The organism is Streptomyces sp. NPDC002054 (genome assembly GCF_040296685.1).
Lineage (GTDB): Bacteria > Actinomycetota > Actinomycetes > Streptomycetales > Streptomycetaceae > Streptomyces.
The window spans coordinates 61,280-86,599 of sequence record NZ_JBEOXT010000025.1; the positions used below are offsets into that span (position 1 = coordinate 61,280).

Consider the following 25,320-nt stretch of genomic DNA (forward strand, 5'->3'; position numbering starts at 1 on the left):
CCCCCCATCCTGCGCCCTACGAAGCGGACAGCCGGAACGTCATGCGGCCGAAGGCGACCTGGTCGCCGTCCCGGACCACCGCGGAGCCGGTGACCCGTCGCCCGTTGACGGTCGTGCCGTTGGTCGAGCCCAGGTCCCGCAGCACCCACAGGCCGTCCCGCAGGCTCAGCTCCGCATGGCTGCGGGAGACCGTCTCGTGGCTGAGCCGCAGGCCGTTGCCGGGGTCCCGGCCGATCTTCAGGGTCTCCCCGCCGGCCATCGGCAGCAGCAGCTTCGGCAGCCGCTCCGCCTGCCAGGCACGGCGGATACCGACGCCCACCGCCGAGAGCCGCCCCACCCAGCCGAACAACCGGCCGGTCCACGGGCTGTGCTCGCCGTGCGGGAGCTGTGGGTGGTGCGGAATGTCGCCGACCCGGCTCGCGAGGTCGGAGGTGAGCACCGCCAGATCCTCGGACCGCCGGGCGAGCAGGGCGAGTTCCATCCTGCGCAGGAAGGTGTCGTGCGACAGCTTTCCGTCCGCCGCGCCCTCCCGGAGCTGCATCAGCACCCGGTCGCGTTCGGCGTCGGAGAGCCGCAGCACGGGATGCACGGGTTGCACCGGCTGCACGGGAATCTCAAAACTCGACGTCACAGGGTGATTGTCGGCCCGTCGGGGCCGGAGTGTCCAGAACTGCCCCGCCCCGCCCGGGATGATGGGCCGTGAATGCCGGTCACCGCCGGCCCCGCCGACGACAAGGGGACCGTCCGTGCAGTTCGAGGTGTGGGCGCCGCATGCTGCGGCGCGCGTGGAGATGCGGCTCAACGAGGGCACGTACCCGATGGAGCGCGACACGGATCCGAAGCGGGCCGGCTGGTGGCGGGTCGACGCCCCGGCCGAGGAAGGGGACCGGTACGGGTTCCTGCTCGACGACGATCCCGTCGTCCGCCCCGACCCGCGCGGCCGGCGGCTGCCGGACGGCCCGGACGGCCTCTCGGCGGTGGCGGACCCGGCCGCCGCCTGGCCCGCTCCGACCACCCAGCCGTCGCCCCCGGCCTCGCCTCCGACCCCCGCCCCGGCCCCGCTCCAGGACGCGGTCCTGTACGAGCTGCACATCGGCACGTTCACCCCCGAGGGGACCTTCGACGCAGCCGCCGCCCGCCTCGGCCATCTGGTCTCGCTGGGCGTCACGCACGTAGAGCTGATGCCGGTCTGCCCGTTCCCCGGCCGGCACGGCTGGGGGTACGACGGGGTGGCGCCGTGGGCGGTGCACGAGCCGTACGGCGGCCCGGCCGGCCTGGCCCGGTTCGTGGCGGCGGCGCACGGGCACGGGCTGGGGGTGGTGCTGGACGTGGTCCACAACCACCTCGGCCCGTCCGGCAACCACCTCCCGGCCTTCGGGCCCTACTTCACCGACACGCACCACACCCCGTGGGGTGCGGCGGTCAACCTGGACGCGCCCGGCTCCGACGAGGTCCGGGCGTACCTCATCGGCAGTGCCCTGGCCTGGCTGCGGGACTACCGGATCGACGGCCTCCGCCTGGATGCGGTGCATGCGCTGGCCGACGGCCGCGCGCTGACCTTCCTCGAGGAGCTGTCGCAGGCGGTGGACGAGCTGGCCGCGGAGACCGGCCGCCCGCTGTTCCTGATCGCCGAGTCCGACCGGTGCGACCCGCGGACGACCGCCCCGCGCGGCTCCGGCGGGACAGGCGGGCCGGGCGGCGCCGACGGCTCCGGTGGGCTCGGCCTGCACGCCCAGTGGAACGATGACTTCCACCACGCCCTGCACGCTGCGCTGACCGGCGAATCCCAGGGCTACTACGCCGACTTCGCCCAGACGCCGCTCGCCGCCCTCGCCAAGACCATGACCCGGGTGTTCTTCCACGACGGCACCTGGTCGTCCTTCCGGGGCCGCACCCACGGCCGCCCGGTCGACCGCCGCCGCACACCGGCGCACCGCTTCCTGGGGTACGCCCAGACCCACGACCAGATCGGCAACCGGGCGCTGGGCGACCGGCTTTCCGGCAGCCTGCCGCCGGGGCTGCTGGCCTGCGCCGCCGCGCTGGTGCTCACCGGGCCGTTCGTACCGATGCTGTTCATGGGCGAGGAGTGGGGTGCGCGGACGCCCTGGCAGTACTTCACCGACCATCCGGATCCGGCGCTGGGTGAGGCCGTACGGGCGGGCCGGCGGCGGGAGTTCGCCGCGCACGGGTGGGCGGCCGAGGAGATCCCGGACCCGCAGGACGCGGCCACCCGCGAGCGGTCCTGCCTGGACTGGTCCGAGCCGGACCGCCCGGAGCACGAGCGGCTGCTGGCCTGGTACCGCTCGCTGATCGCGCTGCGCCGCACCCAGCCGGATCTACGGGACCCGGATCTGGGCGCGGTGCGGGTCGCCTTCGACGAGGAGCGCCGCTGGCTGACCTTCCGGCGCGGGGACATCCGGGTCGCGGTGAACCTTTCGGCGGATCCGGTGACCATCGCGCTGGGCCGCAACGGGGTCCGGGTGCTGGCCGCGTGGAAGCCGGTGGAGCATCCGGGTCCGGACGGGCGGATCCACCTGCCGGGCGCGTCGGCGGCGGTCCTCGGCCCGTAGGTGGGTGGCGTGCGGTGAGTGGTGAGCGGTGAATGGTGTGTGCGGCGGTCCGGGAGTCCCCTGTGCCCCCGGGCCGCCACACACCCCCTCGCCCTCCAGACCACCGGTTGCGCCGATTCGGTTGCCCGGCTCAGCGGCGATTTCCGGCCGTTCAGCCGGACACTCCCGAGGCGGGGCTCAGTCGACGCGGGCGAGCTCGCGCGGCGCGTGGTTGAGGCGCCGGCCGGTCCCCTCGCCCGTGACCGTCACGATGTCCTCGATCCGCACGCCGAAGCGGCCCGGAAGGTAGATCCCGGGCTCGATCGAGAAGCACATGCCGGGCAGCAGCGGCTGCTCCTCGCCCTCCACCAGGTAGGGCGGCTCGTGGGTGGTCACTCCGATGCCGTGCCCGGTGCGGTGGATGAAGCGGTCCCCGTAACCGCCCTCCGTGATCACCGCGCGGGCCACCCGGTCCACGTCCTGGCAGGTGGCGCCGGGCCGTACCGCCTCGAAGGCGGCCTGCTGGGCCTCGCGTACCAGGTCGTGCACCCGCTGCTCCTCGGCGGTCGGCTCGCCGCCGACGTGCACGGTCCGCGAGATGTCCGAGCCGTAGCCGTGCTTGAGCCCGCCGAAGTCGAGGACGATCGTGTCGCCGCGCTCGATGACCCGGTCGCCCGCCTCGTGGTGCGGATTGGCCCCGTTGGGGCCGGAGCCGACCACGGTGAAGTCCACCTGGGAGTGGCCGTGGGCGCGGAGCAGCGCGGCGAGGTCGGCGGCGACCTCCGTCTCCCGCCGGCCGACGAAGCGTACGCCGAGGATCTCCCCGTACGCGGCATCGGCCGCCGCACCGGCCGCGGCCAGCCGTTCCAGTTCCCGGGCATCCTTGACGGCGCGCAGCAGGGGCAGGGCCTCGGTCAGGGCCACGTGGTCCGTGCCGGGCAACTCCCGGCGGAGGCCGAGGAGATGAAGGGCCCAGGTGTTGTCGCTCACCCCGAAGCGGCCCCGGGCGTCGAGGAGCGGGGCGGTGACCTCGTACGGGTTCTTCCCGTCGGTCCACTCCCGCAGCGTCAGTGCCTCGCCCCCGGCCGCCGCGGCGGCATCGGGCGCCTCCAGCGCGGGCACGACCAGCGTCGGCTGCTGCCCGGCGGCGAGCACGAGCACGGTGAGGCGCTCGGTGTCGACGGGGCGGTACCCGGTGAGATGCACAAGATCCGGCCCGGGCGCGATGAGCAGCCCGGCGAGTCCGGCGTCGGCGGCAGCCATGGTGGCGGCTGCCATGCGGGCCGCGTAGTCGGCGGCGGTGAAGGGAGCGGGGGTGGTGTCGTCTTCAGCCATGCCCGCATCCTTACCCACCGGCATGCCCGAGGCCCGCAATTTTCCGGCCCTCCGAAGCGGGGTACGGGGGCGGGGCCGGCGTGGCGGCCCGCCCGCGGGCGTCGGCTCCTCCGGCGGCGGAGCGGAGTCGTCCGGGTCCCGCAGGCAAGGGCGGCCGGGCCGCGGAGGCCCGGGGGCACCGCCCGGGCTCGGGGCCGAAGGCCGGGGCCGGGCCGGGGCCGGGGCCGGGCCGACCGCGCCCGCCAGGGGGCGGGGCGGCGAGGCGTCCAAGTCCCGCAGGCTGGGAAGCGTAAGACGGAGGCAACAGCGGCCGGGCCGCGCAGACTTGGGGGCACCGCCCAGGCCCGGGGCCGAAGGCCAGGGCCGGGACGGCGGGGCCAGGGCCGGACGGAGGAGTCAGGGCCGGGACAGGCCAGGACGGCGGGGCCGAAGGCCGCCGGTACGGCGGACGGCGGGGCGGCGCAGCCGGACACCCGGCGCAGCCAGGCGCCAGCGTAGCCCGCAGGGGCGCGGGAGCGGGCCGGGGGCCTGCAGAGGCACGCGCGAGCGAACTGCATGCTGGGGGGATGGATCCGCATCTGCTTCGGACCTTTGTCGCCGTCGTGCGGCTCGGTTCCTTCTCTGCCGCCGCCCGCGAGCTCGGCTACACCCAGTCCGCCGTCTCGCAGCACATCGCCGCTCTGGAGGGCGACCTGCGCGCCGAGTTGCTGACCCGGCGGCCGGTCGGGCCGACGGTCGCCGGGGCGCGGCTGCTGGAGCATGCCGGGCCGCTGCTCCTCCGGCTGGATGCGGCGCGGGCCGATGTGCTGCGGCTGGCCGCCGCGCCGCCGGAGGAGGTGACCGTCGCCGCCTCGCCGCTCGCCGTGGGGCCGCGGCTGCTCGGCGCGCTGCCCTCGACCGGGGTGACCCTCCGGGTGATGGCCCCGGCCGCGGTACCGGCCGCCGTCGCCACCGGGGGCTGCGATCTCGGCCTGGTCGACGGCCCCGCCGCCCCCAGTGATCCGCTGCGGCTGCCGGACGTGGCCCCGCTGGCCGTCGCCGGCCTCGGCGAGGAGGAGCTCGCCGTGCTCCTCCCGGCCGGCCACCCCTTCGCCGCCCGGGCCGCCGTCCGGCTGGACGATCTCGCCGACGCGCGCTGGCTGGACGCCCCCGGGGCCGGGATCCCGCTGGCCGCCGTGCGCGCGGCCACCGGATCGCCCGGCCCGCGCCGCCCCGCCCTCCGCTACGACGGTACGGACCTGCACGCGCTGTGCGCCCTGGCCGCCGCCGGCCACGGCCTGGCCCTGCTGCCGCGCCGGGTGGCGGAATCGGCCGGCGCGGGGGTGGCCGTACCACTGGCCGCTCCGCGGCTGGTGCACCGTACGGAGCTGCTCTCGCCCGGCGCGCTGACCGGCGCGGCTGCCGCCCTGGCCGCCCGCCTGACCCATCAGCAACACTGATGGACCGTGCATGGATCATCGTTGGACGTGAACGCTCCGCCCCGCCCACGATGATCCCCATGACCACCGCACACACCGCCACCGCCGTAGGCACCGCTCGGATCGCGCTCGTCGGCGACCGCTCCCCGCACGTCGCCTCCCACACCCGCATCCCCCTCCTCCTCGACTCCCTTGCCGCCCGCGACGGTCTCGTCCTCGACGCGTATTGGATCCCCACCGGCGACGCCCTCGCCGAGGCGGAGTCCGGCGCGCTGGCCGGCTTCGACGCCGTGTGGATGCTGCCCGGCAGCCCGTACGCCAGCGAGGCCGGGGCGCTCGCCGCCATCCGGACCGCCCGCGAGCAGGGCATTCCCTTCCTCGGCACCTGCGGGGGCTTCCAGCACGCCCTCCTGGAGTACGCCCGCAACGTCTGCGGCCTCACCGGCGCCGCACACGCCGAGAACGACCCGGCCGCCGCCGACCCGCTGATCGCGCCGCTCGCCTGCTCGCTCGTGGGGCACGAGGGCGTGGTCCGGGCCGAGCCGGGCTCGCTCGCCGAGCGCGTCCTGGGCGCGGAGCGCTCCCTGGAGCGGTACCACTGCAACTACGGGCCCGACGCCCGCCATCTGCCCGCGCTCGCCGCGCGGGGCCTGCGGCTGTCCGGGCACGACGAGAGCGGCCAGGTCCGGATGGCGGAGCTGCCCGGGCACCCCTTCTTCCTGGCCACCCTCTTCCAGCCGGAGCTGTCCGGGGACGGAAGCCGCCCGCACCCGGCGGTCCGGGCCCTCGCGGCGGCGGCCGTGGCCCGGGCCGGAGCGCGGGCCGGGGCCCAGGCCGGGGCGGGTGACGCCCCCGAATAACCCGTCGCAGGAGCACCCCGCTGATCCGCTATGCTGTGCGTGCACATCGAACGGGTGGTTCGCCACCCTTCGTGGTGGGTGTAGCTCAGCTGGTAGAGCACCTGGTTGTGGTCCAGGTGGCCGCGGGTTCGAGTCCCGTCACTCACCCTGTGATCCCGTGGGGGGTACGAGGTTTTCCTCGTACCCCCCACGGGCTTTTCCCTGCCCCGCCCCGACCCGGAGGCAGGGCCCCGCGGCACGGGCCTGGCAAGATCGGGACCATGACGAGCGATATCCGGACCCCGATCACCGCTCCCGCTCCCGCGCGCGGCCCGGTGGGCTGACCCGGTGTCCATCGGCGCCTGGCCGACCCTGGCCCTTTCGATCGCGGTGGCCTGCGCGGTGTTCGCCGTCACGGTCCGGGTCTGGCCCCGCCTGTCTGCCCCCGGCATCCGGAACATCCTCGGCCGCATCGGGCTCCAGCTGGCGATCACCCTGACCATGGGCGTCCCGCTGCTGCTGGCGGTGAACTCCTCGTACGGCTTCTACGCCTCCTGGGGCGACCTGCTGGCCCTGGCTCGCGACGAACCGGCCGGCGCGGGCTCCGCCCCCGCGGGGCAGGACGGCGTACGGGTCCACGGCACCCGCTCCTGGCGCTACCTGAACTCCACCGACCCGGCGGTGATCGGCCGGATCGACGCGGTGACGGTACGGGGCGCCCGGAGCGGCATCTCGGCCCGGGCGTACGTCTACCTGCCGCCGGAGTACCTGGCCGCCTCCGCGGCGGACCGCCGGCGCTTCCCGGCGGTCGTGACCCTGAGCGGGTACCCGAGCACCACCCGGGTCCTGATCGACCTGTTCAAGTACCCCCAGCACGCCCTGGACGGGGTCCGCTCGGGCGCGATGCGCCCGGCGGTCCTGGTGATGCTGACCCCCACGGTGGCCCCGCCCCGGGACACAGAATGCATCGATGTCCCAAAGGGCCCCCAGACGGAGACCTTCTTCGCCGACGACCTCCCGGCGGCGATCGCCTCCCACTACGGCCTCACCAGGGACCCCCGGGCCTGGGGCGTGATGGGCAACTCGGTGGGCGGCTACTGCGCCCTCAAACTGGCCCTGCGCAAGCCGGACTCGTACCGCGCGGCGGCCGGCCTGTCGGCCAACTACGAGGCGGCCGAGGACCCGACGACCGGCAACCTCTTCGGCGGCAACGCCCAGTACCGCCGCGAGAACGACCTCCTCTGGCGCCTCCGCCACCTCCCCCAGCCCCCGGTCTCCCTCCTGGTGGCAAGCAGCCGCAAGGGCGAACACCAATACCCGCAGACGGTCGACTTCATCAACGCGGTGCACTGGCCCGCCCGGGTCTCCTCCATCACCCTCCCCATGGGCGGCCACACCTACGAGACATGGAACCGGGAGGTAAAACCGGCCCTGCAATGGCTGATCTCCCGCCTCCACACGCCATAAGCCAGAGCAGTGCCCCCGCTCAGTAGGGTCCGAGCCGCCCGAGCAGCGACTCCCGGAACCAGGCGGGCTCAACCCGCGACAGCCGCTCCTGAACCCGCTCAGGCAACGGATTGCGGAGCCGCCGGAGCGAGGTCGCGAGGTCGTCCAACATACGCCGATCTGCGAAATCGCACGCCATCAACGCCTCCTCGATCGGGCCCGCCGCCTCCTCGATCCCCGCGTCGGACAGAGACAGCGCCGCTGTCGACAGCCGTTGACCTTGGTCCCCCAAGGCCGCCATCAGATCGGGCACGCCGGCCCGGTTCCCCAACTCCAGTAGGACCGAGGCCGACATCAGCCGAAGGGAAGCATCCTCGGCCTCCCGATACACCCGCTCGACCGCGGCCACCGACAGCGAACCGAACCCCCGGATCCGCTCGAAGACGAGAAACCGCGCGGCCTCGTCCTCCGCGGCAACCTGCGCGACTCGATCCACGATCGCTTCCGAGCACCGGGCAAGTGCCTCGACTGCCCTGACCCTCGTCTCCAGATCAGCCGACTCCAACCGCGCCAGCCCTTCGGCAACCCGCTTCGCAAGCTCCGTCATCCCCGCCTCGTCACTGTGCACGACAATCCCCCCACAGGCACTCGACCTCCGCCCTGTACCCGAAACAGGGCGTCGACCTCGTCGTGATCAAAGAACTCCTCGGCCACGCCCACATCGGCGTCACCGCCACCGTCTACGCCCACGTGCGACTCCGCCTCCAACGCCAAGCCATCGACACCCTGGGCGACGCCGTCGCCCCGACCGACAACTAGTCTGACCATCCATCCTGTTGCAGCTGTCGTTCGCTGAGGCTGCCGTCAGCGTTGCCGTCAAACAGAGAATCCGCCGCTGGCGTTTGGCCAGCGGCAGCCCCTCGTGCGCTCGGAAGCTGCTCCAGTCGGGAAAAATGGGCGGTTATGCGAGAGTCTCCTCAACCCCTACAAGTCACCCTTGATTTCCAGCCAGGAACGAATCTCACTTTCAATCTCTTTGTCTTTGACGTGCGAACAGACCCACGGGAGAGCCGACAGGACCAGCTCGACATCTTGCAGCGCCGAAAAAGCTACCTCCCCCGTCAGAGTCACTTCACCACCAACAGGCGCATAGAAGCCCTCGTTGGCGCTAAGGTACTCGCCCCTCCGAATCTCCGATTCTGCGATTGCGCGTTCACGCGTGAGGGGAATTTGCCGCAACGCCCACTCGATAGAACCATCCGGTGTAAGGATTTGCGGAAGGTGGGAAACCGGAGGGTCGAATCGCAGGGCAAGCGCTGCGATTCGGAGCATCCAGTAAGCGCCGACCGCAGCCCTAACGCCCCCAAGCCTGACAGCCAGCAGGATGGCCTCTGCGGCCAGGCTGAGGTCCTCTGCGCGTCGGTTCGGAGCCATCTCTCGGAAGGGCGTGGCGCTGACCTCCAAGGACTCGAAGATCGATAGCCACCACTGCGGCGAGGTACCGTCAGGGAAGCAGCGGCCCACCCAGTCTGCAAGCTGCCCACGAGGGACACCCCGCATTTCGCGAAGATCGGACTCTATCCTCATTTACGGCGCACTCCCGCCATAGTCTCGAATTACGGCCCGCGGGACTCTGATGCCAGCCAAGCCAAAGGCATCGACTCCTTGCCGGCCCAACGAATCGGCACACTGCGCGCATTGCGGCGTGTAGTGCCCCGTGAAGTTGTCGAACGATGCAACTCTGCCACCACTACCGATTGTGATCAGGTTACCTCGCTCCCCTACCGTCCAGAGGTACCTGCCGCCGCCTGCGACTGCCTGCGAGAACTCGGGAGAGCCAGCCGCCATTGCGGACACCCCCTCGAAATCGGCTGCCATCTGCTCGAACGGCAGATCGTCCGGCTTGCTATTGGAGACCACTCCATTGCCGCAGTTATGGACGAGAACTGGCGCGGCGCCCGCCAGCACATAGTACGTGTGCTGGCAGTCCCGCCTCAGCTGCTTTTATGCAGGTGGGGAGGGGTTTTGGGGTCTACCGGAGTCCGTGGTCGTGCGCCTGAATTCGTGGATGTTGCCGTCGCTACTGCCGTCAGGAGCCGGGGTTCTCGGGCGGGGCGGGGACGCGGTCGCCGCGTGACTCGGCGACCCGGAGTGCGTCGGTCAGGGCTTCGGCCAGCCGGCAGGCGAGCCACCGGTACTCGACGGCCGACAGCTCCTTGGCTCCGGGGGCCACGACCTGACGGGCGTACCCCAGGAGTTCCTCGCCCATGTCGAGTTGTACTTCTTCGATGCTGTCGGCGAGTGAGGAGAGGTAGCCCCTGCCGTCGGTGCTGAGGTAGCAGGGGTTCCCGTCCTGAGTGGTCCATGGCAGCAAGCGGGGACCGGTCACGCCTGCTGCCGCGTCGTGGAGATCTCTGCGGCGCATGCGGTCCGCGTCGGTCCTGGATGTGCTCACCGTGCACCCCCACCTGGGTCGCCGAATGGAATACGGCGACCGTAGGGGCCTACTGTCCGTCACTCCATCCATAAGGCAAGCCAGTTGGCGACGGAGGGTACCGGAAGTATCGCGTTGCGTGGCGCCTATCCGACTACGGCCAGGTAGGAGGCCATGTCACGCATCTCGGCGGTGAGGGTGCGCTTGCGCTTCTTCAGGATCTCCTGCATGGTCTCGGCGGCCATCCGCTGATGCCTCAGCCACTCTGGGGACGTGCGGCGGACTCCGGTCAGCTCGTCCATCGCTGCGGACAGGTCGTTGGTCCGTGCGTGGGCGCGGGCCACGTCCAGGCGGTGGCGGTTCCAGTTGTCGTCGCTCGGCCGCCCGGCGCTCTTCCACGCCTTGGGTGACATGGCGTCCTCGCTGGATTTACGAACGACGGCGCGAGCGTCTCCCACGACCATGGCGTCTTCCACGCCCTTCATGCCGACGGTGAGCGGCCCGAAGGTCGTCCAGTGCCGGAAGAACGAACCGGTGTACTCCCGTCCCACGGCGGATGCCGCCGTGTTCGCGACGCGGTGGTAGTGGCGGGCTTCCTGGGGCCGGTTGTTGCGGCCTGCGGCAGCCGCGGCGCGCAGTGCCAGCCACCCCCATGCCGCGCATTCGTCCGGCGTCGCACGGGACAGTCTCGGTTCGATCAGGTCGGCTGTCTGGGAGGCGAGCTGTTCGGCTTCGTCCAGCCGGCCCTGGCGTAGGAGCAGCCAGCACATCCCGATCACGCCGGACGCCCCGGTGAGTGTGTCCCCGGCCTGGCGTGCGTCGGTGATCGCGCCGGCCAGCGCGGTGTAGGCGAGGTCGTACTGCCGTACCTGCGTCAGGTACCGCCCGGCCAGTTGCAATGCCTCGGCACGGACCAGGAGTGCCTGGCTGTGCTCCTCGCCGCTGTCGAAGTGGGCGACCGCGCTGTTCGCGTCCCTCAAGAGCGCAGGCAGTTGGGATGCGACGCTCTTGTAGCTGTCGGAGTGGTAGAGCACCGCACCGTCGTGGACCGTGCGGCGGAAGCGGCGCAGGTTCGGCTCCTCCTCGGCGCTCTCGCCGTCCGAGTCCGCGAGTCCCACGGGTGGGGTGAGGGCTGCGCGGAGCTGGATCAGGTTGACGCGGTTCGGATCCTCCGAACGCCCCACCGGCTCCGGGGCATCCGGCGCAAGAAGCGTTGCTGTGGTCACGCTCAGAGCGCGGGCGAGAGCGTGAAGGGTTTCCATACGGACGGTGCCGCCCTGCTCGACCTTGCGCACCGTGCCCGGCGAGACGGCCGCGGCGTGGGCCAGGTCTTCTTGGCTCATCCCGGCCCGACGCCGGTACTTACGGACGTTGTCCGCCAGTTCCGTAGTCATCAGCTGACCACCTCCAGCGCCACGGTACGCCGGTTCGACGAGCCAACCGAGGGCTATCCGGCAGATACCCGCCCGAAGCGGTGACCCATCACCGCGCATGGTGGCGGGCAGCACCACGCAGGGCCGGGGCGCCAGCAGAATCGGGGCCGGAGCGGGAGAGGTCCCTCGTCGGTCGGGCAGCTTCGCCGTACCAGGGGTCTCCGGGGGCCGCCAAGGCTCACCACGTGACGCTTGCGCTCGGCCATGGCGGCCCCCGGGGGGTTCCTGGTACGCCTCCGGTGACCGGGCGACGAGGGACCCCTCCCGCGCCCCGACCACCCATCACCACGACGGAGCCGTACCTGCACTCGGTCTCCTCCCCCTCCGAGAGAGGGCCGGGGCCTGGGGCAGAGCCCAGAACAATCCACGCTGAAGGCTGTTGCGCGCCCGGACCGGCGGGGCCGTCGGCAGCGGGGCGGAGACAGGAGCGGGCGGCGGCCCCGCAGGGCCGGAGCGCGCGCGGCCCGCGCCAGCGGGACGCCTTGATCAAGTAAAGAAACTCTGAACATCTGAACTCTGGTGGCTCGGAAGTGGTCCTGCCTGGGTTGCTCATCGCGGTCGGGATGCTCAGCGCCACCACAACGCTCTCCGCCTCATGCCACGCTCCGGCTTCAGCACCAGGCCATCGAGCTGCAGCCCACCGAGTGCCGAGAGGTCCGAGACGGAGGCGACGAGCCGCTGCTCGCCTCGTCCATCCGCTGACGTTGCCGTCAACTACTGCCGTCAGACACCACAGAAGCCCCGTCGGATGCGTTCCGACGGGGCTTCCTGTGAGCCCGGGAGCTACTCGAGTCCGATTCAAGGGCCATCGCGTCAAGACCGGTAGTTACAGCATCTTAGATGCCGAGTATTTCCCACGCCAGAATCCAAACAGTCATCACATGAACCGAGTCACTTCCGACGGGAAACGGATCAGTTGGACTCACCCGTCCGACTACTCAGGGAATTGCAATGGAATCACCCGGTCCGCCTCCCGTGGCATAATCGGAGAGTAGCTGGCGGGTGAGGCAGAAACAGTCGGCGTGCGTACCTCGAAAGAAGGGGTTACCACCACGTTCTCAAAGCAGCGATACGCCCACTCGTCACGACTGTCACACAGCGCCGCCTCTCCGTTCACCACCCCCCTCAAAATCCACCCGGGACCGTCGCATCCGATGAACCGCACCGTCATCGCGCCCCTCCCACGGGCGTCACCAACAACTGGGACCGTCGCTCTGAGCTCGACACCCGCCCGCCCAGACCATCGCTCGACCTCGCCACCACGGGCGCGAACATCTGATTCGAGCCGGACGAGGACCCTACCCCATTCCGGATTCCCGCAGGTCCTAAATGCCTGAAGTTGCAAACTTGCGGTCGCGTCACGGAAGAGAACCACCTCGCCGTACTCCTCGCCAGACCGCAACTGATTGAGCTCCACCTTGCGTACATCTCTACGCGGAACCTTCAGTCCGCCAAAATCAAGCAGGTCTATTGTCTGCCAGCCCGCCTCACCGATATCCCATGGGCCGACGTCAACTCCGCGATACGGCGGCCGCAGCAGGTCTCCGGATCGGAGCATTTCCTCATTCATCGCCTGAGCTGACTCCAACAGAACGCCGACCTCTTCACGTGTCATTGCTTCCTCGGCCACGACGTAGACCAACAGAGTCAGCACTCGTTCGAGGGTCAACACTCCTCTGGATCCGGCGACACGGGCTGCCGAAAGGTTGCCCCGGAGCACCTCTACGAGAGCATCGGCGTCGTTACGCGGCAGCCCAACAGGAATCCCAGGGAGAAGCTCCGACCCATTACGGCCTTCCTCCCAGCGAAAGAGAATCAAAGCCTTGAGGCTGAGGAGGAGAACCCATGCCGGCGTAACCTGCCCCCAATCGCCCCATTTTGCACGCTCCACCGAGTTCGGCGACAAATAGCCATCACGGGTGAACTGGTCCAAAATCGCACGCGCTTCGCTAACTACGACGGCCATGCAACCATCCCCTCAGAAATTGCCAGGCACGCCACCCGACAAGACCGGCCGCAGCGGCGGCCTCCACGATACCGCCGGACCCGCCACTGGAATCTGCCAGATCCGCCATCTTTTCCGCGTACGTCGGCGCCCGAGAAACAGTAGAGGCTCGGTTCTGCGCTTCGTCACCAACAGCTTGACTGGCTCGCCGCGTCGTACCCGGCTCCGAATGAGATCGCGTTCCCCGAGGTGTGCTGTACCCGCCATTAGCCGGATCGACAAGGTCAGGAAGCTCAGACGGATCTTGAGAGGCTCGTCCACGTCCCCGGACAATCTCGGGGCCGCTATCGTCAGCTGCTGCAGGGCAGTTATGGACCAGGACTGGCGCGGCGCCTGCCAGCACATAGTACGTGTGGAAGTCGTTGACGGTGAGGTTGTGCGTGGTGACGGCGTAGGGGTAGGTCCGTACGGCGCTGACGGTGAGGGTGGTGCCGTTGGGCTGGATGAGTTGGTCGCCCGGGGTGAAGTCGCCGGCGTCGACCCACTGCTTGCGGGTTTCGTTCCAGTGGGGGTGGTGGCGGGTGGAGGTGAGCTGGGACGGCGGGCCGCGGGGGTTGGCGTCGTCGGTGAGGGTGAGGTCGGTGAATTCCTTGTCATCCGGGGTGGTGATGGTGGCCGTGACCTTCTTCGGGCGGGTTTCGCCCGTCTGCGGGTCGGTGGCCATGACGGTGTCACCGTCGCGGACGTCCTCGATCTCCTTGGTCGACCCATCGGCCATGAGGACTCGGACACCGGCAGGGAAGCTGTTGCACTTCGCCGGAGGTGCCGAGGCGTCGCTGCCGCCGCCTCGGGACTCGGCGCTTCCGGCGTCCGCCTCGGCGTCGGCATCGCTCTTCGAAGCCTTGGCTTCGGTGCTTGCGGCGTCGCTGGCTGAGTCGTCCGCTGCCTTCGCGCTTGCCGATTTGGCGGCTTGGGCCTCGGCTGCTCGGGCCTCATCACCCGCCCTCTTGGCGCGGGTGAACGCCTCCATGGCGCGGGAGGAACGCCGCTCGGCGGCGTGGATGGCGTCGTAGGCTTTGTTCAGCTGTTTGTAGATCTTGTATGCCTTGATGCCGACCTTGATGGCCTTGAACACCTTGCCCCAGGGGACGGAGTTCAAAGCCGTGTTGATGCAGGCCATGACGTCGCCCTTGGTGAAGCAGTCGCGGGCGTCGTTATAGCCGATGAGGTCCATGACGACGTTGATGACCTCGCGCTTGATTTCGTCCCGCCGCTGCTTCGCGGAGTTCAGCTCATTCTGCGCTGCGTCGACTTCGCCTCTGGTCTTGGACTCCTCAGCGGTCTCTTTCTTCGTAGTCCGAGCCCGGTGCACATTGGTGACCGACTTGCATTCCTCCGGGTCGCTGCATCCCTCCCGAAGTCCCGTCGGGTCCGACTTGTTGATAGGCCCGTTGCTGGAATACGCATAGGCGTTCCACTGCTGCGGGTTGCCCGGGTCGATGATGGGGTCGGGGCTGATGAAGCGGCCGGTGGTGGGGTCGTATTCGCGGGCGCCGAGGAGGGTGAAACCGGTTGATTCCTCCTTGGTGCCGCCTACGAAGCCCTTGTCGCCGGCCCAGGTGCCGGGGGTGGGCTGGGTGCCGCGGGCGTTGCCGAAGGGGTCGGAGTGGCGGCGGGTCTGGGCGAGGTTGGCGGAGTCGAACTGGACGCCGCCGGTGCCGTGGTGGTCCGAGCCCTGGTAGGTGAGCTGGCTGGTGCCGCCGGTGGTGGTGCGGGTGATGGACAGGCCGCCGGGGGCCGCGTAGGTGCGGACGTTGGTGACCTTCTTGGTGGCGGTGTCCAGGGTGATCTGGTCGGTGCCGAGGTTGAGGGTGGTCTTGCCGGGGTCGCGGCGGATGAGCTGGTTGCCGCCGGTGTCGTAGAGGTAGTTGGTGCCGGCGCTCTCGCCGGTGCCGGTGATCTTGTCGAGCTTGCCCTGGCCGTTCCACGTGAGGTTTTTGGTGCCTGGCGTGCTGGTGATCGAGGCTGTGTTGCCTGCGGCGTCGTAGGTGTAGGAGGTGACCTTCGTGCCCGACGGACCGGTCTCGGTCGACTTCAGCAGGGCGTGCGGGCCGCCCGTGCCGCCTCCGGTTGCAGGGTCGGTGCTCGGGGTGTTGGGGCCGTCGGCGAAGGTCTGGGTGACCGTGACGTCCTTGGACGCGTTGCCCGCGGTGTCCTTGCGCACCAGCTTGGTGCGGTTGCCGGTCTTGTCGTACTCGTACTGCTGCCAGTACGGAGCCGGACCGCCCAAGCTCGGCTTGCCGGTGCCGTCCACGGACGGGCCGGTCGCGTTGGTGCAGCCGCCGATGCCGCGGACGGAGGGCTGGGGCGCCGTGTTGATGGTGCCGGTGTCCGTCCAGGACTGGGTCAGGCGACCCAGGTAGTCGTGCGTGAAGCACTGCTGATCGGCCTGCGCACCGTCCTCCACCGTACGGATGGAGGTCAGGGAACCCGCCTTGTTGTAGGTGTAGTCCGTGACGTCCACGCTGGCCCTGGCCGCCGTCTGCTTGTCCAGCGTCGTACGGACCGGCCTCCCGGTCCCCGCGTCGTAGTCGACGGTGGAGACGATCTGCTTGCCGGTGTTGCCGACCGTGGTGCGGGTGACCCGGCCGTACGGGTCGTAGCGCAGGTCCACCACGTACGGCGTCACCACGTGACCCTGCTTCCCGTCCGTGGAGATGAGGCTCCCGCCGATGTTGTAGCCGAACGCCACTGTCTCGGCGGTCAGGCCGGCCTTCGAAATCGCCGGCAGGGCCGTCATCCTCAGGTGGCCGTACTTGTCGTAGGTATTGGTGGTCTCGTAAGTGCCGGCTAGTTCGTTCTCGACTGCGGGGATGGTGGTCTTGGTGCCGAGCGGGCGGTAGCCGCCGTCGTAGCCCGTGACTTCCGAGACGTACGCCGCGCCGGTTGCGCCGCCGACGTAGCGGGTGGTGGTGGACGGCTTGCCCAAGGCCTTCGTGTCGTAGGTGAAGCCGGCGACCTGCTTGGCCGGGTCGACTGCCGTGCCCTCGTACGTGGCGACCGGACGGCCGAGGAGGTCGGAGACCGTGGTGGCGTTCTTGCCGCGGGCGTCGGTGGCCGAGACGAGGTTCTTCGCGTCGTCGTAGGCGGTGGTAGACGTGCCGGAGTCAGGGTCCGTCGACTTGGTCAGACGGCCGAGCAGGTCGTACGTGAACGTCCACTCGTTGCCGGCCGAGTCCTTGCGCCACAACTCCTTGCCCTGGGCGTTGTAGCCATAGGTCGTTTCGTCGTAGGCACCCGTGGGCGTGTTGGCCTTGTACTGGCGCAGGGCCACCCTCTGGCCGAGGCCGTCGCTGATGGCGGCGGAGGCGAAGCCGCCGTTCGGCGGGATGCTGCGCACCTCGTCGGCGCCCGGGTACTCGGTCTTCGAACGCCACTGCTCGACGCCGTAGGACTGGAACACCGACGCGGTGGACCGGCCTAGGCCGTCGAAGACCTGCACCGTCTGCGCGGGGATCTTCGAGTCCGGGGTCACTCCGCCGTTCGGCAGGAAGAGCGCGCCGGACGGGGCGCCCTCGTCGTTGTAGTACGGAGCGCTGGTCTTGACCTGGCGGCCGTGGGAGTCGAACAGGGCGTCGGTGATGATCCGGCCTTGGGCTCCGGAGGGGGTCCGGGCCTGGGTCTGGCGGACCCGGCCGAGGCCGTCGTAGATCGTGAAGCTGTTGATGTACTCGTCGTTGTTCATGAGCGTCTGGCTCAGAACGGTGGTCGGCGCGTTGGTGCCGTTCATCGTGTACGAGAACTTGCGGACCGGCAGGGAGCCCTTGGAGCGTTCCTGGCCGGGCTGCCATACGGCGATGACGCGGCCGAGTGCGTCGTACTCGCGTTCGGCGATATGGCCGTTCTCGTCGGTGGACTTCAGCGGCAGGGCGCGGCCGATGTCCAGGGTGTTGTACGACTTCCAGCCCAGCGGGTTGGTGTGGACGACCTCCGTCGGGAGGGAGCCGGTGGCCGGCTTGTACTCGGTCTTGGTGACCGCGCCGCCCGGGTGGGCCGCGTCCTTGCGGATGTTGTTGGTGGTGCTGGTGACTCGGCCGTAGGCGTCGTACGTGGAGGTGGCGTTGCGGCGGTAGACCGGCTTGCCCGCGCCGTCGTACTTCTCCAGGACCTCGGTGCCCGTCTGGTCGGCAGCTGCCCCGGACTGGCCCAGCGGCAGGCTGTCGAAGTACGTGCGCGTGTCGCCGACCGTGTTGGCCGCAGTCGGTGTCTGGCCGCACGTGCCCGAGAGGACCAGGGTGCGGGACGCCAGTTGGGTCAGACTGCCACTGGGACCTGTCGCGTAGTCAAAAGTGGTGCAGAGACGCTGGTCCGAACGCGAGGTGTCGGCCCGGTCGTCGATCCGCAGCGGGCGTGAGAAGAGAGTGTCGTCGTAGGTGGACGTCCGCTCGGAGGTACGCCAGTTGTTGTTCGCGAGCCGGGCGCGATTGGTCACCTTGGCCGTGTTCAGCGCGCGGGCGGTGATGGCTGGCATGCCGCCGGACTGGGCGCGGGTCGCCGTGACCTCGCCCAGCCAGGGAGCAGAGATCTCTTCGGCCACCAGGGTGGCGGTGTCGCCGTCGAAGGTCTGGGTCCGGACGGCGAATCCGGACAGCACGTCCTGGTCAGGCTGCTGCTTCCCGTCGGCATCGGTGTAGGAGACGGAGCGCTTGCCGCTCTTCAGGACGTCGCCGTCCATGCCGCGCAGGTAGTGGGTGGTGCTCTTGGTGCGCGGGCCTTCGGAGGCGTTGCCGGTGCGGGTGGTGACGCTGGCGTAGCCGCGGAACTGGTCCCAGGTGCGGGTCTTGGGGTCGGGGAGTTCTGAGTCGTTGCGGTGCCAGGCGATGCCGCCGTCGTAGGCGTACTCGGTCACTTGGGCGACCTGGCCGCCGACCTTGTCCTGCTCGGTGACGGACTGGACGATGACCTTGTTGAACCAGTCGTTGACCGGGTCCGGGTAGGACTGGCCGGGCAGGTACCACTTGACCGGCATGCAGGCCATGGTGTTGCTGTCCTCGGAGGCCGGCATCCGGTTGGCGGTCCGGGAGCACTCGGCCGCCTTGTAGACGACGTTGATCTGGCCGCCGGTCTCGGTGGTGATGGACTGGATGCGCGGCCGGTTGTAACGCGGGGCGGAGGCCTCTGTGCCGTCCGGGCGCGTGACGGTTCCGTCGACGCGGTTGGCGATCTCTTTCGGCTGGAACGTCACCGCCGGGACGGTGAGGGTGGCCTGGCCGTTCTTGCCCAGGCGCTGGATGGAGTTCAGCCAGAGCGAGCGGGACGTGCCGTCCTGCGGGTCCTCGAAGGTGTGTTTGAGGCCGAAGGTGTCGACGCGCCGGTAGGTGGTGCCCTCAAGGACCTCGGTGTCGATCCAGTTCAGCTTCTTCGTGGTGAAGTAGGTGGGCGAGAGGTTCAGGCAGGTGCCGGTGGACTTGCACTCCTGGTCGATGGGGACATCCGGCCAGTAGGCCGCATTGGCCGTGGTGCGCTGGTTGGCCGGGTCCTTGCAGATCGCGCTGTCGATGGGGGTGCAGCGTTCGCCGGTGCGGAACCACACCTGGGCGGCCGGCTTGGCGGCGCCCTTGGCGGCGATCTGGTCGGGCAGGCGCTGGCCGTAGCCGACCCAGGCCGGGTAGCTGCCGCGGTGGTAGGGGGCGAGGGTGCCGTTGCCGTTGTTCTGGCCGCCGCCGCGGGAGTAGTGGTTCGTCTCCTGCTCGTAGCGGTACGAGATCAGATTCTGATGCGGGTCGACGACATAGTCGAGGTTCCACTGCCAGCCGAGGTCGTTCCAGGAACCGGTGGCCGGGGAGTCGGCCCCCATACACTTGTCCTGCCCGCCCGGCCAGTAGACGGGCACCCGGGAAACCGACTTCGCCTCCGGATCGGTGCCATCTCCGCCAGGAAGGCGGTTGGCACCGAAGTAGTACTGGGCGCCGTCGCCGGTGGTCACCTTCCAGGCCTCGCCCTTCCAGGCACCGTTGTTGCGGCCGGTCAGCCGCTCGATCTTGCTGCCGTCGTCGCCGCGGAGCCGGTAGACGCAGGAGTTGTCATCTCGGACGATCTCGCCCGCGTGGCCGGCCAGGTTGAGGGAGAGGACATCGCCGCCCCAGCACTCGTCACCAGAATCCTTGATCCCGACGTCCTTGCACGTCTTGTACGACCGGGAGATCGAACCCGGGTGCCAGTCCCAGCCGTCACCGATCCAGCTCGCCTGCGCATTTGTGGACGCCGTACGCCCGTCCAGCGAAGACGAGTCGTAGGACAGGCCGACGCTCGGGGCCGGACCGGCGATCGCCGAGGGCACCTCGACCGTGTAGCCGTACGTGAAGTTCGCGGCGTTCGCGCCCGCCTGCCAGGACATCGACGGCAGCAGCGGAGTCGCCGAGAAGTCACCCGCCGCACCGGACGGGCCCGGGTCCACACCCAGCACGACGTTCTGAGCGGGCGAGGTTGGGGCGGCGAAAGCCTCGCCGGCCGATGGAGCGCTCGACGCGGACTTACGTACGAAGGCCCCGGGGCGCGCCGGTATCTCGATCTCGGCCACCAGTCGGCCGGAGGCCGCGTCCCGCTGGGCCGCGACCGGGGTCCGCGTCGTGCAGCCGTCCGCTCCGGGAGTGGTCAGAGCACACGCGGGCAGCTGAACCATCCGGGCACGATCGGCCCAGTTCGCGCCGGCCGTCTTCGCCCAAGCCGTGACGTCGAATTCGAGCGTGACCTTGCCGGACGAGCTCGTGCGATCGGTGTCGGAGACTGCCACCAAGGCGCCGTTGACGCCTGCCGCGCGCGCCCCGTCCGCGCCCTTTACCTGGACCTGCAGCGTGTCCTCACCGCCGCCGGACGCGATGGCAGCGCCAGATTTCTTTGCGCCATTCACTGGCGCGATCCACACCGGAAGCGATCCGGCCTTGATCGATCCGGGACCGAGCACCGATCTCGACGTTTCGGCAGCTCCGAACGCCACCGTCGCGGCACCCGTCAGGGCTTCGATGTTCGAATCCGGGGTCCATTCCCGGCCAGTCGGTGGCGGTTCGGCCGACGGCTGGACATCCGAACCTTTGACGGGCTTGGTCTCCGGTAGCGCGGTATTCGGCGGGACCCACACTTCCGGCGGCTTCTCAGCTGCTTCCACCAGGGGAAGCCCCAGACCGGAGAAGAGCACCGCAAGAACCGAGACGATCGCGACCCGCGGCCGACCGCGTTTCGAGCGCGCGAATAACCCACCCCGACGAGACAACCGGATCCCCCCACAGGACACAGAGCGTACGAATAGCCGGGTCTACTCCACCCGGATCGAACGCACCCTACGGAGCCCGTGTTCGATAAATGCGACGATCGACCAAAGTGGCCTACGTGATCCATGTCACTCGACGGACAGTGGGGGTGCAACTACTCGAAACAGGCACTCGCGCCCGATAATCCGTTGACGAACTTGCATATGTGAAGAGAGCGTGCGACTGACTTCTGTCCGTTTCCTGCTCACAGCGAGGACTGCCAACGTGAGGTCGTCACTTCTTCCTTCGCGGGTCACGAGAGCGCGGGCACCACGCCGGCCCCGGGTCTCCGGCTTACCTGCACTTCCCCTCGCGGGCGTCTTGCTGCTCGCCCTCGGCGCAGGTGTCCTCGCCGCTCCGCCGGCTGCGGCAGATGACGGCGGACCGGGCGCCCGACCGCCGACCGCCGGCTCCGAGCCCGTTCCCTCCGCCGAGGATCAGGCACTCAGCGCAGCCCTGGCGGAAGCCAAACGTACTGGGGAGCGAGTGGCCGTGGGCCACTTGACCACTGAGAGCTCCCAGACCTGGGCCAATCCCCGTGGCACGCTCACCACGGAGGCGACGGCCACAACCCAGCGGGTAAAGGCGGAGGACGGAAGCTGGAAGGAGGTGGACGCGACCCTGCGCGCCAACGCCGACGGCACCTTCACCCCCGCGGTCGCGCCCTCGCTGCTGAAGCTTTCCGGCGGCGGTAGCGGCCCGATGGCCAGCATGAGCACCTCCGACGGGAAGACGCTGTCCGTCAAGGCCCCCTTCCCGCTCCCCCGGCCCATCGTGGACGGCAACAGTGCCCTCTACTCCTCCGTCCTTCCGGATGTCGACCTGCGACTGACCGCCAACACCCTCGGCGGCTGGCGCCAGGTCCTCGTCGTCCACACCGCCGAGGCCGCAGCGCACCCCTCCGTACGGAAGCTCCGCCTCGACGTCGACGCCCAGGGGCTGGCGGTGAGTTCCGACGCCGCGGGCAACATCACCGTGGTCGACGCCGAGGGGAAGACGCGCTTCTCCAGCCCCGCCTCGCTCATGTGGGATTCGGCCGGTGACTCGACGGCTTCCACCAAGGGAGCGGCACGGACCGGTGCCGACAGCGAACCGACCGGCTCCACCGCCGATGGCCCTGGCGCCGGTGCTGCGGTCGCACCCATCAGCGTTATCGCGGACAACCGGGCCATCGAGCTCGTCCCCGACCCGGCCCTGCTGGCGCAGGGCACGGGGCCGCGGTTCATCGATCCGGGCATCAACCCGACCGTCGACAACACCAGGCAGGCCTGGTCCCAGGTGCAGGAGGCCTACGCGGACACCAACGGGTTCAACGGCACCGAGTACGGCCAGGACAAGCCGGCCACCGGCTTCTGCGGGTACAACATCGGCGATCCGCCCTGCCGTAAGGAGGGCCGCACCCGCGCCTACTTCAAGATCGGTGTCGACTCGGCGATCCACACCAGGCCGGACCGCGAGGTCACGGTGTTCAGCGCCACCTTCCACGCGACGATCGTCTCTTCTTCCAGCCCGTCCACCAACACCCCGATGGGTCTGTACGCGACGGCGGAGATCAAGAATCCGACCAGTTGGAACGCACAGCCCTGCGGAACAGGGTCGCGGATGGGCGGGTGCGCCAAGCTCGGGGGGAGCATCCCGGTCTCCGGGACCGGCGAGATCGCATTCGATGTCACCACCACCATGAAGGCTGCCTCCCAGGGACGCTGGGCACATCAGACCTTCGGCCTCGCCCCGGACGACGAGTCCAACAAGTACTACCGTCAGCGCTTCGCCAACAACCCGCACATCGTCGTGGAGTACGACGTCAGGCCCACGGTGTGGTGGCCTCGTACCAGCCCGACCCCCGGCTTCGCCAAGGACGGCACGTACAACGACTGTAAGACCCCCGGCACGGCTAACCCCTGGGACAACCCCGGCTGGGTCGGTGCCAACAACGACATCGCCCTGACCACGTCCACCTACTCGGCCGTCGGGAACGTCCTGAACACGACCTTCAAACTCTGGGACAACGACGACAACCAGAAGACGACGCTCCACCACTCGAACGGGAACGGGAGCCACGGAGCCGTCACCGTCAACGTCGGCCCCCTGACCGACGGCCACGAGTACGGCTGGCTGGCCTCCACCTCGGACGGCAATCTCACCAGCGCCAACACCGACCTGTGCTACTTCCGCGTCGACCGCACCCCGCCCACCGCGGAAGTCACCTCCACCGACTTCCCGGAATCGGGAACCATCGGGGCGCGGCCCAAGTACTCAGGTCAGGAAGGCACGTTCACCCTCATGGGAACGGATCCGGCCCCGGCCGGCGGCGCCCGGACTTCCGGGCTGGCATGCGCCCGCTGGACGACCGACCCCGTGCAGGCGGCAGCCACCAACTGGAAGTGCACGGATGCCGCCAACAGTGCGCAGATCACCGCGATGACCGGTGGCAAGGCAACCGTCAAGGTCACGCCGCCGCGCTGGGGCACCAATCACGTGTACCTGCAGACGCAGGACAACGCGGGCAACCTGTCCCAGCCCTTCGTCTACAGCTACTACGCGCCCTCGAACCTGAAGGGTCCCGCCCCTTCCTTCGGCGACGTCACCGGCGACAAGAAGCCCGACCTGCTCCTGCCCGACCTCACCGGCAACCTTCGCACCATCGAAGGCAGGGCCAAGGACACTGATCCGGCCACCGCACCGAAGGCCGTGATCGCGGCAGCTCCCGGCGGAAACGGCTGGAACGACCAGGTCCGGATCAGCCACCGGGGCAGCCCCGGGTTCAAGAGCGTCGATGACCTCTTCGCCCACAGGGACGGCGATGCGAACCTGTACCTGTACCAGAACGACGATCTCGGTGGCCGCTTCGACGGCCAGGACCGGGCGACGCTGTCGAAGCCCGGAACCTGTGTGACCGCAAGCCAGGCCGCCGTGTCCTGTGCGACGCACGGCTATGGCTCGGACTGGTCTGGGACCAGCCGCATCGCCGCCTTCGGCGGCACCGTCGCCGGCGATACCGGCACGAACCCACAAGTACTGCCGCGGACCTCGCTGCTGTTCACCGACAACGGACGACTCTGGTTGGGCACTCCCGGCATCGGAACCCAGCTTGACACCCGCGCCGTCCTGCTCTCGGCCAACGACACCCGCTGGGCCTCGTACGACCTCATCGCTCCGGGCCGCGCCAAGGGAACCAACTTCCCGACTCTGTGGGCCCGTTCGGCGAGCGGCAGCATTCACTCCCATGCCTTCGCCAACACCGGCACACCCGAGGCCCCGGTCTTCACCAGCCTTCCGGACCCCACGAAGGGCCTGATCCCCGGCGTCACCCTCACCCCCGCCGCCTATCCCCGAGTCGGCTCCGACGGTGACATCACGGGTGACGGCATCCCCGACCTGTGGGCGGTCGACACCCAGCAGCAGCTCGTGGCGTTCCCCGGCATCGGGACCGCGCCCAACGGGACCACCGTGCTGCACCCCACCGTGACCGGCTTCGACCCGAACCCCGTCTCCCTGGGGAACCTCAACCGTCCCCGGGCCCAGTGGAAGCTGACCGCCGACGACGCGAGCGTGGACCCCACCAGCGAGGTCACCTGGCCCACCGCCGACATCGGAGGCACCAGCACCCCGTACGCCGCCTTCCACGGCACCGGATCCCGGGCCACAGCCACCGGCCCCTCACTCGACGTCCGGCAGAGCTTCACCCTCAGCGTGTGGGCGAAGGCCTCCGCGGCCAGCGGCGTAGTCGTCAGCCAGGATGCGACCCGTTCCAGCTCCTTCCTGCTCTACCCCGACCGGCACACCAAGGTCTGGCGCTTCGCCCTGGCCAAGGGGGACAACGACGGCTGGTCCTACGACGCGACGACCACCCTCAATCCGGATGCCGCTCGCGTCATCCCCGATGCCTGGACCCGGCTGACGGCCGTCTTCGATGCGGGTACCGGCCAGATGCGGCTGTACGTCAACGGCATCCACGCCGGGTCCGGGCGCCACCGGGCGGCCGACGGGCCGGTCACCGGCGGTCCGCTCGTCCTCGGCCGGTACAAGTCGGACGGTCAGCCCGACACCGCGTACGGCTACACCGGCGGCATCGGCAATCTGGCGCACTACTCCTACGCGGCGTCCGTCGCCGCGCCCGGTGCCGTCGGGCCGATCGCCTACGCCGCCAAGACCGACACCTGCGTCGACAACGACAGCGGCCGGACCGGCGACGGCAATGCGATCCAGGTGTGGACCTGCAACGGCCGGGCGGTCGCCCAGCAGTTCCAGATCCACCACGACGGCAGCATCCGCGTCCAGGGGAAGTGCCTCGGCTCCGAGAACGCCGGCTCGGACAACGGAACCGCCGTTCTGCTCTGGACCTGCAACGGCACCGAGGAGCAGCGGTTCATGCCCCGGGCGGACGGCAGTATCCACCATCCGGCCTCCGGACGGTGCCTGGATCTGAACGCGGGGAACACCACCCCGGGTACCCGGCTCCAGCTCTGGGACTGCAACGCCACCGCCGCGCAGCGGTGGGCCGTGGCCACGATGGGGACCGCGCCGCTGCCCGTGCCCGTGCCCGTGTACTGACGTGCCGGTGTGATCACGCCGAAGGCCGCCGCCCCGGTTCCCCGGGGCGGCGGCCTTCGG

13 protein-coding genes, 1 tRNA gene and 1 pseudogene are annotated in these 25,320 nt (G+C 69.7%); 7 read left to right on the forward strand and 8 right to left on the reverse strand.

The window, feature by feature from the left end:
* Positions 1-16: 16 nt before the first annotated feature.
* Positions 17-631, reverse strand: coding sequence for an FHA domain-containing protein (locus ABT123_RS22870; RefSeq protein ID WP_502971023.1), 615 nt, complete (start codon positions 629-631; stop codon positions 17-19).
* 115 nt (positions 632-746) lie between these two features.
* On the opposite strand from ABT123_RS22870, the gene treZ reads away from it, so the two are divergent.
* Complete coding sequence (treZ, locus tag ABT123_RS22875; RefSeq protein WP_351317682.1) at positions 747-2,570, forward strand: malto-oligosyltrehalose trehalohydrolase; 1,824 nt, start codon at positions 747-749, stop codon at positions 2,568-2,570.
* Between the two features lie 177 nt (positions 2,571-2,747).
* On the opposite strand, the gene ABT123_RS22880 is transcribed toward treZ, so the two are convergent.
* Entirely contained in the window at positions 2,748-3,884 is a 1,137-nt protein-coding gene (locus tag ABT123_RS22880; protein ID WP_351317684.1) for a M24 family metallopeptidase, read from the reverse strand.
* A gap of 566 nt (positions 3,885-4,450) precedes the next feature.
* On the opposite strand from ABT123_RS22880, the gene ABT123_RS22885 reads away from it, so the two are divergent.
* From ABT123_RS22885 to ABT123_RS22900, 4 genes are all read left to right on the forward strand, one after another.
* Positions 4,451-5,323, forward strand: a complete 873-nt coding sequence (locus ABT123_RS22885) for a LysR family transcriptional regulator (protein WP_351317686.1) — start codon at positions 4,451-4,453, stop codon at positions 5,321-5,323.
* A gap of 59 nt (positions 5,324-5,382) precedes the next feature.
* Complete coding sequence (locus ABT123_RS22890) at positions 5,383-6,162, forward strand: CTP synthase C-terminal region-related (seleno)protein (protein WP_351317688.1); 780 nt, start codon at positions 5,383-5,385, stop codon at positions 6,160-6,162.
* A 74-nt stretch (positions 6,163-6,236) separates the two neighbouring features.
* Positions 6,237-6,309, forward strand: a tRNA-His gene (locus tag ABT123_RS22895).
* A gap of 180 nt (positions 6,310-6,489) precedes the next feature.
* Entirely contained in the window at positions 6,490-7,608 is a 1,119-nt protein-coding gene (locus tag ABT123_RS22900) for an alpha/beta hydrolase (RefSeq protein ID WP_351317690.1), read from the forward strand.
* Positions 7,609-7,627: 19 nt separating this feature from the next.
* Here ABT123_RS22900 and ABT123_RS22905 read toward each other — a convergent pair whose 3' ends face one another.
* Positions 7,628-8,215 (reverse strand): hypothetical protein, encoded by a 588-nt coding sequence (locus ABT123_RS22905; protein ID WP_351317692.1) that lies wholly within the window; start codon positions 8,213-8,215, stop codon positions 7,628-7,630.
* Between the two features lie 14 nt (positions 8,216-8,229).
* On the opposite strand from ABT123_RS22905, the pseudogene ABT123_RS22910 reads away from it, so the two are divergent.
* Positions 8,230-8,443 (forward strand): annotated as a pseudogene (locus ABT123_RS22910) (site-specific integrase); the annotation flags it as partial.
* Positions 8,444-8,571: 128 nt separating this feature from the next.
* Here ABT123_RS22910 and ABT123_RS22915 read toward each other — a convergent pair.
* The 5 genes from ABT123_RS22915 to ABT123_RS22935 form a co-directional block, all read right to left on the reverse strand.
* On the reverse strand, positions 8,572-9,051 hold the full coding sequence (locus ABT123_RS22915; protein ID WP_351317694.1) for a hypothetical protein: 480 nt from the start codon (positions 9,049-9,051) through the stop codon (positions 8,572-8,574).
* A gap of 625 nt (positions 9,052-9,676) precedes the next feature.
* Positions 9,677-10,012: a hypothetical protein gene (locus ABT123_RS22920; protein ID WP_351317765.1), complete on the reverse strand. Its 336-nt coding sequence runs from the start codon at positions 10,010-10,012 to the stop codon at positions 9,677-9,679.
* A gap of 155 nt (positions 10,013-10,167) precedes the next feature.
* A complete protein-coding gene (locus ABT123_RS22925; RefSeq protein WP_351317696.1) occupies positions 10,168-11,415 on the reverse strand; it encodes a helix-turn-helix domain-containing protein in 1,248 nt (415 codons plus the stop codon).
* A gap of 973 nt (positions 11,416-12,388) precedes the next feature.
* Entirely contained in the window at positions 12,389-13,420 is a 1,032-nt protein-coding gene (locus ABT123_RS22930) for a DUF3710 domain-containing protein (RefSeq protein ID WP_351317698.1), read from the reverse strand.
* Complete coding sequence (locus ABT123_RS22935) at positions 13,404-20,192, reverse strand: polymorphic toxin-type HINT domain-containing protein (protein WP_351317699.1); 6,789 nt, start codon at positions 20,190-20,192, stop codon at positions 13,404-13,406. The genes ABT123_RS22930 and ABT123_RS22935 overlap by 17 nt, the downstream gene beginning before the upstream one ends.
* A gap of 1,015 nt (positions 20,193-21,207) precedes the next feature.
* Between ABT123_RS22935 and ABT123_RS22940 the strand changes: the two genes are divergently transcribed.
* Entirely contained in the window at positions 21,208-25,260 is a 4,053-nt protein-coding gene (locus ABT123_RS22940) for a ricin-type beta-trefoil lectin domain protein (protein WP_351317701.1), read from the forward strand.
* Positions 25,261-25,320 lie beyond the last annotated feature (60 nt).

Coding starts and splice junctions, on each gene's coding strand:
- ABT123_RS22880 (WP_351317684.1), bottom strand. CDS start 3,884: ATGGCTGAAGACGACACCACCCCCGCTCCCTTCACCGCCGCCGACTAC.
- ABT123_RS22885 (WP_351317686.1), top strand. CDS start 4,451: ATGGATCCGCATCTGCTTCGGACCTTTGTCGCCGTCGTGCGGCTCGGT.
- ABT123_RS22890 (WP_351317688.1), top strand. CDS start 5,383: ATGACCACCGCACACACCGCCACCGCCGTAGGCACCGCTCGGATCGCG.
- ABT123_RS22920 (WP_351317765.1), bottom strand. CDS start 10,012: ATGCGCCGCAGAGATCTCCACGACGCGGCAGCAGGCGTGACCGGTCCC.
- ABT123_RS22925 (WP_351317696.1), bottom strand. CDS start 11,415: ATGACTACGGAACTGGCGGACAACGTCCGTAAGTACCGGCGTCGGGCC.
- ABT123_RS22930 (WP_351317698.1), bottom strand. CDS start 13,420: ATGGCCGTCGTAGTTAGCGAAGCGCGTGCGATTTTGGACCAGTTCACC.